General features: G+C 73.1%; 12 protein-coding genes. 8 read left to right on the forward strand and 4 right to left on the reverse strand.

What is annotated here, in order from left to right:
- The first annotated feature begins 150 nt into the window (after positions 1 to 150).
- The 4 genes from IE311_RS13265 (at position 151) to IE311_RS13280 (ending at position 4,281) form a co-directional block, all read left to right on the forward strand.
- Positions 151 to 639 carry a hypothetical protein gene (locus tag IE311_RS13265; RefSeq protein ID WP_189831839.1) on the forward strand — a complete coding sequence of 163 codons (489 nt, stop codon included), beginning with the start codon at positions 151 to 153 and terminating at the stop codon, positions 637 to 639.
- A gap of 134 nt (positions 640 to 773) precedes the next feature.
- Complete coding sequence (locus IE311_RS13270) at positions 774 to 1,769, forward strand: helix-turn-helix domain-containing protein (RefSeq protein WP_189831840.1); 996 nt, start codon at positions 774 to 776, stop codon at positions 1,767 to 1,769.
- Between the two features lie 141 nt (positions 1,770 to 1,910).
- Positions 1,911 to 3,026, forward strand: a complete 1,116-nt coding sequence (locus IE311_RS13275; protein WP_189831841.1) for a PP2C family protein-serine/threonine phosphatase — start codon at positions 1,911 to 1,913, stop codon at positions 3,024 to 3,026.
- Between the two features lie 226 nt (positions 3,027 to 3,252).
- Complete coding sequence (locus IE311_RS13280) at positions 3,253 to 4,281, forward strand: NAD-dependent epimerase/dehydratase family protein (RefSeq protein WP_189831842.1); 1,029 nt, start codon at positions 3,253 to 3,255, stop codon at positions 4,279 to 4,281.
- A gap of 70 nt (positions 4,282 to 4,351) precedes the next feature.
- On the opposite strand, the gene IE311_RS13285 is transcribed toward IE311_RS13280, so the two are convergent.
- Together IE311_RS13285 and IE311_RS13290 are read right to left on the reverse strand one after the other, a co-directional pair.
- Positions 4,352 to 5,464: a sensor histidine kinase gene (locus tag IE311_RS13285; RefSeq protein ID WP_189831843.1), complete on the reverse strand. Its 1,113-nt coding sequence runs from the start codon at positions 5,462 to 5,464 to the stop codon at positions 4,352 to 4,354.
- Positions 5,457 to 6,266, reverse strand: a complete 810-nt coding sequence (locus IE311_RS13290) for a response regulator transcription factor (RefSeq protein ID WP_189831844.1) — start codon at positions 6,264 to 6,266, stop codon at positions 5,457 to 5,459. Before IE311_RS13290 ends, IE311_RS13285 begins: the two co-directional genes overlap by 8 nt.
- Before the next feature lie 124 nt (positions 6,267 to 6,390).
- On the opposite strand from IE311_RS13290, the gene IE311_RS13295 reads away from it, so the two are divergent.
- The 3 genes from IE311_RS13295 to IE311_RS13305 are packed head-to-tail and all read left to right on the forward strand — an operon-like array spanning position 6,391 to position 8,377.
- Positions 6,391 to 7,107 carry a glycosyltransferase family 2 protein gene (locus IE311_RS13295; protein WP_229901898.1) on the forward strand — a complete coding sequence of 239 codons (717 nt, stop codon included), beginning with the start codon at positions 6,391 to 6,393 and terminating at the stop codon, positions 7,105 to 7,107.
- Positions 7,104 to 7,724 (forward strand): TIGR04282 family arsenosugar biosynthesis glycosyltransferase, encoded by a 621-nt coding sequence (locus tag IE311_RS13300; protein ID WP_189831846.1) that lies wholly within the window; start codon positions 7,104 to 7,106, stop codon positions 7,722 to 7,724. The genes IE311_RS13295 and IE311_RS13300 overlap by 4 nt, the downstream gene beginning before the upstream one ends.
- Entirely contained in the window at positions 7,721 to 8,377 is a 657-nt protein-coding gene (locus IE311_RS13305) for a class I SAM-dependent methyltransferase (protein WP_229901899.1), read from the forward strand. The genes IE311_RS13300 and IE311_RS13305 overlap by 4 nt, the downstream gene beginning before the upstream one ends.
- Positions 8,378 to 8,443: 66 nt before the next feature.
- Here IE311_RS13305 and IE311_RS13310 read toward each other — a convergent pair whose 3' ends face one another.
- Both IE311_RS13310 and IE311_RS13315 read right to left on the reverse strand, forming a co-directional pair.
- Positions 8,444 to 8,848: a hypothetical protein gene (locus tag IE311_RS13310; protein ID WP_189831848.1), complete on the reverse strand. Its 405-nt coding sequence runs from the start codon at positions 8,846 to 8,848 to the stop codon at positions 8,444 to 8,446.
- Positions 8,848 to 9,990 (reverse strand): molybdopterin-dependent oxidoreductase, encoded by a 1,143-nt coding sequence (locus IE311_RS13315; protein WP_189831849.1) that lies wholly within the window; start codon positions 9,988 to 9,990, stop codon positions 8,848 to 8,850. The genes IE311_RS13310 and IE311_RS13315 overlap by 1 nt, the downstream gene beginning before the upstream one ends.
- Before the next feature lie 113 nt (positions 9,991 to 10,103).
- On the opposite strand from IE311_RS13315, the gene IE311_RS13320 reads away from it, so the two are divergent.
- Positions 10,104 to 11,537, forward strand: coding sequence for a glycosyltransferase 87 family protein (locus tag IE311_RS13320; protein WP_308439808.1), 1,434 nt, complete (start codon positions 10,104 to 10,106; stop codon positions 11,535 to 11,537).
- Positions 11,538 to 11,621: the final 84 nt, after the last annotated feature.

Here is an 11,621-nt window from a genome sequence, read left to right on the forward strand (position 1 = left end):
GGCGTCGCCCCCGCGACGGCGCGCGTGCCGCCGTGACCCGACCTTCCCGAAGGCGTCTCCCGCCCTGCTGCGGGGCCCGGCACACCGGGTCCCGCAGCAGGGGTCACGGTCCGCGTCGGGCGCGTAGTTCATCGGCCGGTCCGGAATGCGGTGGCGAAGGTCGTCAACAGCTTCCACTCGGACCGCGCCACCGCCGGATTCGGCTCCCGCTACGACGTCCCCGCCTACGGCGCGGCCGTCGGCCTCACCCTGGAAGAGCGCTACCCGGTGGTCCGCACCGACTGGGCGGACCACCTGGAGGGTGGCGCCACCTGGCTCGAGAGCCACACGATGTCGGACACACGCGGAGTGCAGCAGGTCTCCGGTGGGATCGTGAACTACGCGGCAGGCAAGCGCTACACCACCAGCTGGTTCTCACCGGTCCGGCACCCCGCGGTCGGCAGCGCCTACGCGGCCCCTACCGTGACAACAACAACCTCACCCTGTCCGTCACCCCGTACTCCGACGGCGGCGCCGTCGACCGGTCCGGCTTGCTGGACACCGGCACCAGCAAGACGGCGCTCTACCAGGGCGACACCCTCCTCGCGCAGTCCTCGAACCGCACGGCCCGCCGAAGTGCCGGTTGCGCATGTGCCGTAGGGCCTGGCCGGGGCACACGACTCCGGCTGAGCCTGGGGCGCCTGTGCCCGCCTCGGCACGCTGCGTCACACTATGGCCTTCGAGACCGCGATGTTCGCGGAACGGAAGCGGAAGCGGAGGGAGATGAGAGGGCCATGCTTGGATCCATCGGTCTACCGGAGGACGAGGAGCGGGTGTACCGGGTACTGGTACGGCTGGGCAGCGCGACGGCCCCCGAGGTGGCCCGGCATCTGAACCTGGACGCACGGGAGGCTGGAAGACTGCTCGGCAGCCTGGAGAACGGCGGGATGGTGTCCCGTGATGTCGGGCAGGTGGGCGCCTATGTGGTCGCACCGCCGCGGCTGGCCTTCGGCCCCGCCCTCGCCGCGGGGCGCCATGCCCTGGAGCAGGCGGAGTCCACGGTGGCCGCCCTCGCCGACGAGTACCGCCGGTCCGTGGCCGGGCAGGAACGCGCGGGACTGCTGGAGGTGGTGACCGGAGCGGAGGCGATCCGGAACCGGTTCGAGCAGATCCAGTACGGCGCCCGGCATGAGCTGCACGCCCTCGTCACGGTGGAGCCGGCAGTCGTACGGGAGGACGAGCACGAGGCCGAGGAACACGCCACCGCCCGCGGGGTCAGGTACCAGGTGATCATCGAACAGGCCGCTCTCGACCGACCGTCGACGACGGCCGAGCTCTCCGCGGCGCTGGGGCGCACCCAGATGGTGCGGGTGGCCGAGCGGGTGCCGTGCAAGCTGGTGGTGGCCGACCGTTCCACCGCGCTGATGCCGTTGCTGCGCCGCGATGCCGGTCCGGCCGATGAGCCGACCTCCGTGGTGGTGCGCGCTCCGGGCACGGTCGAGGCGCTGCTCAACCTCTTCGAGGCGGTCTGGAGGTCGGCCCGTCCCCTGCTGTTGTCGGCGTCGGGCGAAGTGGAGGTGGAGCCGCAGACCGAGGGCCCGGACGAGACCGACCTCCTCCTGCTGTCCCTGATGCTCACCGGACTCACCGACCGCGCCGTAGCGGCCCGCCTGGGGCTCGGGCTGCGCACGGTCCAGCGTCGGCTGCAGCGGCTGATGGAGGTCGCCGAGGTCTCCACCCGGATGCAGCTCGGCTGGCACGCCTACGAACGGGGATGGGTACGGCGCTGAACGCCTGGCGAGGTCCCGTCTCCGTATCGCGGGCGCGACACGCGCTTTCTATGCTGGCACCCAACCACCCAGATCGGACTTTTACCCCATATCGACACTTCAACCCTTAAACTTCGAGTCTTCGATCGTACGGGAGGTCTGGTGACCGAGTGGCGCCGAGCGGTAAGAACGGTGGGGCGGTCACCCAGTGCGCTGCCGCTGGCCATGATGCTCGGAATCGCGGTCGTGGACGCCTCCACCGGCTCGGAATTCAACCTGCTGCCCGTGTACGCGGCAGGTCCCGCGATCGCCGCCGCGCGCGGACCCGTCCGGAACGTCGTGGCGATGGGTGGCATCGCGATCGCCCTCTGCCTCCTGTTCGCCGCGAAGGCGGACCGGTTCGGCGCGCTGCGGATGTACGTCGCGCTGGTCGCCATCGTCTACGTCACCCTTGCGGCGGTGTACGCGGCATGGGCCCGGCAGAAGACCGAACGCCGTCTGGTGGACGTGCAAGAAGTGGCCAGGACGCTGGAGGACGTGCTGTTCGTCCCTCTGCCGTCGGAGATCGGCCCGGTCCGCCTCGGAGCCTCCTACCTCTCCGCCAGTCGCGCCACCCGCGTCGGAGGAGACCTGTACGAGGCCATGCCCTCCCCCCATGGCGTGCGCCTCGTCATCGCCGACGTCCAGGGCAAGGGCCTGCAGACCGTACGCTGTGCGGCGGTGGTACTGGCCGCGTTCCGCGAAGCCGGCCACGAACTCGAAGACCTGACGGAGCTCGGCCTCCGTATCGAGGCGGCACTGGACCGCCGAACGGACGGCCAGCGGTTCGTCACGGGCATCCTCGCCCAGATCAGCCCGGCCGGACACCTCCTCATGCTCAACCACGGCCATCCTCCGCCCCTGCTGCTCACGCGCGACGGCAGGATCAGCTCGGTCGAGGCGGACGAAACAGTCCCGCCTTTCGGCCTCAGCGCCCTTGCGGCACCCGTCCAGGACAGCGTGACGAGGCTGACCCTCCACGCCGGGGACCGGCTCCTGTTCTACACCGACGGCCTGAGCGAGGCCCGGAACAGCGAAGGGCAGTTCTACCCCGTGAGCGAGCGAGCGGGCCCACTGCTGAAGCAGGGCAGCCCGCAAGAAGCCCTCAGCCGCATCCGAACCGACGTCGCCGACTTCACGAACGCCCCGTCCGAAGACGACTCCGCCCTCCTCCTGGTGGAGTTCACCGGAGAGCCGGGCGACCAGGAGGACCAGGCGTGGGGCTTGCAGGTCGCATGACCTTCGCAGCCCCTCGGCATGACCGCGCGCAGCTGCCGTGACGAGCCGTAATCCGGGCTCGGCGCCTCTCACTGAGCGCCCCTGGCTGGGGAGAATCCGGGAAGAATGCACAGCGGTGGGGAGTGCACGCCTGGGACTGGCAGAGAAGGCCGAGCATCCCTTACGGATCCGTGACGCGCGGCACGCCGGCCGCCTCGCCGGGACCGGGGCGGCATAGCTTCGGGGCATGCGCGTACTTGTGACTGGAGGAGCGGGCTTCATCGGCTCGCACATCGTCGCCGAGCTGATCGGACGCGGGCACGACCCGGTGGTCTTCGACATGACGGAGGAAGGGCGGGACGTACGGGATGCCGCCGCCGTGCGGAGAGCCCTGGCCGGGGTCGACGCGGTCTGCCACCAGGCGGCCAAGGTGGGCCTGGGCAAGGACTTCGGCGACGCACCCGCGTACGTGTCGGTCAACGACCTCGGGACGGCGGTGCTGCTGACCCAGATGGCGGATGCCGGCGTGCGGCGGCTGCTGCTCGCCGGGTCGATGGTCGTCTACGGCGAGGGACGGTACGCGTGTGCCGCGCACGGCGTGGTCCGGCCCGGTCCGCGTGCCGAGGCCGATCTGAAGGCCGGCCGGTTCGAGCCGCGCTGCCCGGACTGCGGTGCCGACCTGGCACCGGGGCTGGTCTCGGAGGACGCGCCGATGGACCCCCGGAACGTCTACGCCACCACCAAGCTGGCGCAGGAGCACCTGGCAGCCGCGTGGGCGCGGGCGGTCGGCGGACGCGTGATCTCGCTGCGCTACCACAACGTCTACGGCCCCGGGATGCCCCGCGACACCCCGTACGCGGGCGTGGCCGCCCTGTTCCGGTCCGCGCTCGCGCGAGGCGCGGCGCCGCGCGTCTTCGAGGACGGCGGTCAGCGGCGGGACTTCGTCCACGTACAGGACGTCGCGTCGGCCAACGCGGTGGCACTGGACGCCTTGGCGGAGGGGCCGGGCTTCGCCGCGTACAACGTCGGCAGCGGCGATCCGAGGACCGTCGGCGACATGGCTCAGGCGCTGGCCACCGCGTGCGGAGGCCCGGACCCGGTCGTCACCGGCGAGTACCGGCTGGGCGATGTCCGGCACATCACCGCCGACTCAGCGCGGCTGCGCCGCGAGCTGGGCTGGCGCCCCGCGGTGGCGTTCGCCGAGGGCATGGCCGAACTCTCCGGCGGCACGGCACGCCCGGCGCTGCGGGAGGCCGGGCTCGCCCGGCAGCCTTAGGGCGGCGCGGGGCGATCCGGTTGAGGGACGTCCCCGTGGGGTGAGGGACCTCCCGTGGGGTTCCCGGCCCCTACCCCGCCGGTGCCGGCAGGGTCAGTTCGAAGCGACAGCCGCCGGAGACGTTGCGGACGTCGGCCCGGCCCGCGTGGGCCTCGACGATGCCCCGGACGATTGCCAGGCCGAGGCCCGCCCCCGAGGGCGGAGTACGTGCCGGAGTGCCGCGCCAGCCGGTGTCGAAGACACGCGGGAGGTCTTCCTCGGGAATGCCTCCGCAGGCGTCGGTGACCGAGAGCACCACGGAGGCCGCGCGGCGTTCGGCGGCGATCGCGACCGTACCGTCGGCGGGAGTGTGATGGATGGCGTTCACGAGGAGATTGGCGAGAACTCTGGTCATCTCCTTGCCGTCCACCTCCACCGGGAGCGGTGCGACGTTCTCGCCCACCAGGCGCACGCCGTGTTCCCTGGCGAGCGCGTCGGCGCCGGCCAGGGCGTCTCCGACCAGGTCGTAGAGAGACATCCGGGTGGGGCTGAGGGACAACGCGCCGGCGTGGATGCGGGAGAGCTCGAACAGGTCGCCGACCATGGAGTTGAGGCGGTCGACCTCCGTGCGCATCTGCCGGTGGTAGCGGGCGGGATCGGCGGCCATGCCGTCTTCCAGCGCCTCCGACATGGCGCGCAAACCTGCCAGTGGGGTGCGCAGGTCGTGCGAGATCCAGGCCACGAGCTCGCGCCGGGAGGTCTCCAGGGCCCGCTCGCGTTCACGGGAGGCGGCCAGGCGTTCACTGGTGAGGGCGAGCTCGCGGCTCAGGGCCTGGAACTCGGCGGGGGCGGGTACGGGCGGTGGCGAGAACGTGCCCTGCTCCCCGAAGCCGCGGGCCGCGCGGACGAGTTCCCGGCATCGTCGTACGACCTGACGGCCGAGGAGCAGCGCGGTGGCCAGCGACACGGCGGCCGCCATCGCCACGACCGTGGTCACCACGGCGAGGTCGTGGGAGGACAGGAACATCGCCCACGCCACGGCGAGCGTCCCGGCGAGCATCGCGGCCACGGCGACGGCAGCGACGACGGCGAGGGACACCGCGAGGCTCCGGTGCCTCAGCACGCGCAGCGCCACGCCCCCCAGAAGGCCGGCGGCGCCCGCGCCGAGAAGGGCGTACAGGACGATCAGCAGCAGGTCACGCATGGACGGCCGCCCTCCCGACGGCCGTTGCGGCCTCCGTGGGCCGCATCGACTCGAAGCGGTAGCCGACGCCCCAGACGGTCTGGATCAGTAGCGGGGCCGCCGGGTCGTCCTCGACCTTTCCGCGGAGCCGGCGCACGTGGACGGTCACGGTGGACAGGTCTCCGAAGTCCCAGCCCCAGACCTCCCGCATCAGCCGCTCCCGGTCGCAGACCTGACCCGGGTGCCGCAGGAAGTAGGCGAGGAGATCGAACTCCCGCAGGGTGAGGGCGAGTTCCCTGCCGTTCTTGGTGACCCGACGCGCCGCCGGGTCCAAGGACAGACCCGCCGCGGCGAGGCGCGGCTCACCGGCCGGAGCGGCGGCCGCCGCCCGGCGCAGGACCGACCGCACCCGCAGGACGAGCTCTCTCGGGCTGAAGGGCTTGGTCACGTAGTCGTCCGCCCCCACCTCCAGGCCCAGGATCCGGTCGTCCTCGTCGCCGCGCGCGGTCAGCATGATGACCGGGACCGGCCGTGCGCCGGTCTCCCGTGCACGGATTCGGCGGCAGACCTCCAGTCCGTCCATGCCGGGCAGCATCAGGTCGAGCACCACGAGGTCGGGCGGGAGCTCTTCTGCGCTGCGCAGCGCGGCCGTCCCGTCTGCCGCCAGACGCACCGCGAAACCGGCCCGCTCCAGGTATCCGGCCACGACCTCCGAGACGGTCGGGTCGTCGTCCACGACGAGAACACCGCCCAGGGCACCGGCCTCGCCAGTGCCGGTCGCCCGGTGCCCCTCGTACGCACTCTCCCCATCGTTCTCTGCCATGGCTCCAGGTTGTCACCCGTCTGGGCGCGGACGCAGTGCGCGTTCCCGTGCTCCGGGATGGCGTCCGCGTTTCGTAAGGACTGGAAGGGCCGTTTCCCGCCTCTCGGTTCCTACGGTGTGGAGGGTGACTTCATCTGCTTGCTCACCGCCCCGCGCGGACCTCGTCCTGCCGTGCCTCGACGAGGCAGAAGCGCTCCCCTGGGTGTTGGGGCGCGTGCCCGCCGGGTGGCGGGCCATCGTCGTCGACAACGGGTCGACCGACGGCTCCGCGGAGATCGCCCGAAGCCTCGGGGCGACCGTCGTGCACGAGAGCCGGCGTGGTTTCGGTGCGGCCTGCCACGCGGGGCTGCTCGCGGCCCGGGCCGACGTGGTCTGCTTCTGCGACTGCGACGCGTCGCTGGACCCCGGCCTGCTCGCCCCCATGGCCGCGCGCGTGGCATCGGGCGAGGTCGACCTGGTGCTCGGGCGTCGACGCCCGCAGGGGCGAGGGGCGTGGCCCGCACACGCACGCGCCGGGAACCTCGCCCTCGCGCGCATGCTGCGTCACCGCACCGGGCTGCGGCTGCACGACCTCGGGCCGATGCGGGTGGCCCTCCGAGAACCCCTCCTCGGGCTGGAGCTGACCGACCGGCGCAGCGGCTACCCGCTCCAGATGGTCGTGCGCGCCGCCGACGCGGGCTGGCGGGTCACCGAGACGGATGTCCCCTACCTGCCCCGGTCGGGGAAGTCGAAGGTCACCGGGACTTGGCGGGGCACCTGGCAGGCGGTGCGCGACATGCGGCGGGTCCTCGCGGAGCCGCCCGGCGCACCGTCCGTCGCGGCCGGGGAGGTCGCCGTATGACCGCCGTCCTCGTCATCGCCAAGGAGCCGGTCGCAGGTCGGGTCAAGACGCGCCTCACCCCGCACTTCACCCCGGAGCAAGCCGCCGAACTGGCCCGAGCCGCCCTCCAGGACACGCTGGCGACGGTGCTCGACACCCCCGTCGATCGGCGTGTCCTGGTCCTCGACGGGCGACCGGGGTCCTGGGTGCCCGAGGGCATCGAGGTCGTTCCGCAAGGTGCCGGCGGGCTCGACGTCCGACTGGCCGCCGCCTTCTCCCACGTCGGAGGACCCGCCCTGCTCATCGGCATGGACACGCCCCAGATCACACCCGGTCTCCTCGCCCAGGGCCTCGACTTCGGCGAGACCGACGCCTGGTTCGGCCCGGCCGACGACGGCGGGTTCTGGGCGCTCGGCCTGGCCGAGCCCGACCCGGCGCTGCTCCTCGGCGTCCCCATGTCGATGGCGTCCACAGGAGGGGAACAACGCCGGCGGCTGACCGCGTCCGGGCGGACGGTACGGGACCTGCCCGAACTGTGCGACGTGGACACCCCGTCCGACGCGGCGCTGGTCGCGGCCGCCGTACCCGGTACGCGCTTCGCCACCCTCCACGACTGCCTGTGCGCGGTGGCGCGGTGACCGCCCAACTGGCCGAGCCCGCCCTCGCCTGGCGGGTCGACCCGTACGCCGAGGCGCTCCGCACCGGCCGGGGCCCCCTCTACCTGCGACGGGACGACGGCTGGCTGCTGCCGCTGGAGGTCGAGCGGTGGTGCGCCGAACCCGACGAGGCCGACGCCACCGTCCTCGACCGCTGCGAGGGCCCCGTCCTGGACGTCGGGTGCGGACCCGGCCGGCTCGTCACCGCCCTCGCCGCCCGCGGACACCGGGCTCTGGGCGTGGACGTCACTCCGGAGGCGGTGGCCCGCACCGTCCGTGCGGGTGGCAGCGCCCTGTGCAGATCGGTCTTCGACCCCCTGCCCCGTGAGGGCCGCTGGGGCACCGTGCTGCTCATCGACGGCAACATCGGCATCGGAGGCGACCCGGCCGCCCTGCTGCGCCGGGCCGCCCGACTCGCCTCACCGTCCGGCTCCCTGCTGGTCGAGGTGGCCACCGTCGACGTCGACGAACGCGTCGAGGTCCACGTCGACGACGGCCGCGGCGGCCGTGGGGGGCCCTTCCGGTGGGCCCGGCTCGGCACGCGGGCCCTGTGCGCGGAGGCCCGGGAGGCCGGCTGGCCCCGCTCCCTCACCTGGCGGGCCGCCGGCCGCAGCTTCGTGGGACTGCGCCGCTGACCACCACGCGACGCGGAAGGGGGCCGACGCGGACACGCGTCGGCCCCCTTCCGCGTCGCCCTCGGATCAGCGCCGCCGAACCGCCCGCCTCAGGAGAGCGCGCACCCCGGCGTACACGAGCGTGAGCACGGCGACGGCCGCCATCGCGAGCAGCCAGTTCCGTGCGTAGTCGAACGGCAGCACCGTCGCATTGGCCACACCCCCGGGGCGCAGGAGCGGCGGCAGCGCGATCACGGTGAGCGAGCCCGCGACGACCAGCGCGGCGCGCGGAACTCCGCGGGGACGCGGACCCACCGCCACGGCGAGCGCGGCGCAGGCGAAGACGAGCGGGGCGATCAGCCCGTCGTGGACGAGGACACCGCCCGCGAGCCACACGGCGACACGCCACGGCTCGGGTTGCTCCAGCAGCAGAGCGCCCCCGAAGCCCATGAGGACGAGTCCACCGCCGCCCACCACGTACCGGTACGCCATCACCGCACCTCCAGTCGGCCGACCCACTTGGTCTGGAGCACTCCGGGCCGGTTCGGGGCGATGATCCGCGCCGGGTACCCGTGGTCCAGGGAGAGCACCTCTCCGTTCAGGCCCAACGCCAGCAGGGTGAGAGGGTCCCGTGCGTACGAGCGGCCCATGTCCGTCACCCGGTAGGCGCCCGCTGCCTCCAGTGACACCACCCGGCACCCGACGTCCGGGCTGCCTCCCGCCCGGTCCAGCAGGTCGCGCACCCGTACCACCGTCCAGCGGGCGGACTTGCTCCACCCCTCCACGCACGCGAGGGGAAGGGTCACCTCGTGCTGCGCCATCGCGTGCAGTTCTTCCAGGGTGAGGCTGTACGGGCGCGGACCGTCGACGCTCAACCGCCAGCCCGTCAGCGACGCCTCCGTGACACGTGCTGCGGCTGCCGTGCGGTTGACCGGCAGTCCCTGCGGCCCGTGGTCCGGACTACGCGGGCCGAACAGCTCCAGCGGACCGAGCGCGGTGACGGACTGGCCGACCGTCGTCAGCGTGACGGCCCCGACTCCTGCCGCGACGGCCGCCAGCAGCTGACGACGGTCCGGTCCGTCGGCGGCGGGCAGGGTGAGGGTGCCGGGTGAGCGGCGGGTGAAGTGGTCGCGGATCACCGGCCACTGAACGGCGACGTGGAGCAGCAGCGCTCCCACCAGGAGCCATCCGACGGCGTGGTGGACGGGCACGAAGGAGAACGGCCAGGGGTACCACTGGAAGGTGTTCAGCAGCCCGGTGAACAGCTCGAAGATCCCGGCGGCGACGAGCACGGCCACCGAGAGGCGTTCCAGCGCGTGCCGGACCGATCGGACCGGCGGCCAGGCGAAGAGCCGGGGGTAGACCGCCCACAACTTGGCCAGGAGCAGCGGGATCGCGGCGATGCCCGAGGCCACGTGCAGCCCCTGGGTGAGCCGGTAGCCCCAGTGCGGGCGGCTCGGCAGCCGGTCGACGAGCCAGACGGGCGGGTGCTGGAGGACATGGCTGAGCACGCCGGTCGCGAAACAGGCGACGACGGCGAGCCCGAGCCATCGACCGATCACCGTCGCGGTACGGGCATCGTGCAGACGGCCCTTGAAACCGATCGGCGGTCGAGGAGACGGGATGAGGCGCATGGGCCCATGACACCCCCGGAAAGGGCCCCGCGGGTGGTCGGAACACCTTACGAAACACGGACGCGCGGGGCGCCCGACCTCACTTCCGGAACCGACCCTGGAACGCTGCGGACGTGAACCCGCGCACCGCCCTCACCGCCACCGCCCTCGCCGCACTCACCATGGGCCTCGTCCTCACCATCCGATACGACGGCTACGTCGCCGATCCCGGCGGGCTGTTCTGGTGGTACGCCGCGTGCTGGGCGCTGTTCGCCGGAGCTCTGCTCGCGCTGCGCCGGGTACCGTCGTCCCATGTCGTGCCCCTGCTCGTGGCCGGGGCGATCGCCGTCACGGTGACCGGTCTTGTGGCGCCGCCCCGGACCAGCACCGACGCGTACCGCTACGCCTGGGACGGCCGTGTCCAGTCGGCCGGCATCTCCCCGTACGACCACGCACCGCAGGACCCGGAGCTGGTCCGGCTGCGCGACTCGTGGCTCTTCCCCACGGGCCCGGCCTGCGCCGCCCCCGACCGTGCCCGCGTCCCCCACACCGGACCGGTACCGCACTGCACGCGTCTCAACCGGCCCGCCGTACACACCATCTACCCTCCCGTCGCCGAGGCGTACTTCCTGGCCGTCGACCGGCTCTCGCCGGAGGGCACCCGCCACAAGCCGCTCCAGATCGGCTCAGGCCTGATCTCCCTGGGCGTGACCGGTGCGGTGCTGCTGATCCTGCGCCGCAGGGGCACGGACGCACGTCGGGCCGCGTACTGGGCGTGGTGCCCCGCCGTTCCCATCGAGGCGGTCAACAACGCGCATGTCGACGCCCTCGGGGCCCTGCTGACCGTGACCGGCCTCGGGCTCCTCGCCGTCCGTCCGGACCGCCGCTGGGCCGGCGGACTGGTCCTCGGCTCCGCCATCGCCACCAAGCTGATGCCCGCCGTCGTCCTGCCGGGCGCGCTGTCCGGGGTCCGCCGCATCCGCGACGCGGGCGCCGTGCTGCTGCCCGCCGCCGCGTTCACCGTGCTCGCCTACCTGCCGTACGTCCTCCTCTCGGGCGGCTCCGTCTTCGGGTATCTCGGCGGCTATGTGGAGGAGGAAGGCTACGACGACCCCGCGGCGGGCCCCCGGTACGCGCTGCTCCGCCTGGTCCTCCCCGACAGCTGGGCGTTGCCCGTGGTCATCGCCGTCATGGCGGGCGTGTCCTTGTACGTGATGCGGCGCGGTGACCCGCAACGGCCTTGGAGCGGCGCACTCCTGGTCACGGGCTGGGCGTTCGCCCTCCTCACCCCCGGCTACTCCTGGTACGCCCTGCTCCTGGTCGCCCTCGTCGCACTGGACGGACGCTGGGAATGGCTGGGCGTGGCCCTGGCCGGACCGGCCGTGTACGTCATCGACCACCGGGAGCCGACGGCGGCGATCGCGTACGGTGTCGCGGCGCTCCTCGTCCTCGCGGGCGCCGCCGTGCGGTGGCGCCGCGGAACTGGTCCGCGTCAGCCCGAAGACGTGTCCCTCCAGGCGCCGGGGCCGGCGGCGCCCTCGGCCAGGACCGCCGACCGGCCCGCGTAGGGGCGCCGGCCGCGACGGGAGCGGAGCCTCCGACGGTCACCCGGCCGCGCATCGGCCTGCCGGTGGAGTCCACCGGCCGACGCG

Source organism: Streptomyces zaomyceticus (assembly GCF_014656215.1).
Taxonomy (GTDB): domain Bacteria; phylum Actinomycetota; class Actinomycetes; order Streptomycetales; family Streptomycetaceae; genus Streptomyces; species Streptomyces zaomyceticus.

Excerpts from the sequence above, each read along its gene's own strand:
- IE311_RS13290 (WP_189831844.1), bottom strand. The coding sequence starts at position 6,266 with ATGGCAGAGAACGATGGGGAGAGTGCGTACGAGGGGCACCGGGCGACC.
- IE311_RS13270 (WP_189831840.1), top strand. The coding sequence starts at position 774 with ATGCTTGGATCCATCGGTCTACCGGAGGACGAGGAGCGGGTGTACCGG.
- IE311_RS13310 (WP_189831848.1), bottom strand. The coding sequence starts at position 8,848 with ATGGCGTACCGGTACGTGGTGGGCGGCGGTGGACTCGTCCTCATGGGC.
- IE311_RS13280 (WP_189831842.1), top strand. The coding sequence starts at position 3,253 with ATGCGCGTACTTGTGACTGGAGGAGCGGGCTTCATCGGCTCGCACATC.
- IE311_RS13315 (WP_189831849.1), bottom strand. The coding sequence starts at position 9,990 with ATGCGCCTCATCCCGTCTCCTCGACCGCCGATCGGTTTCAAGGGCCGT.
- IE311_RS13300 (WP_189831846.1), top strand. The coding sequence starts at position 7,104 with ATGACCGCCGTCCTCGTCATCGCCAAGGAGCCGGTCGCAGGTCGGGTC.
- IE311_RS13285 (WP_189831843.1), bottom strand. The coding sequence starts at position 5,464 with ATGCGTGACCTGCTGCTGATCGTCCTGTACGCCCTTCTCGGCGCGGGC.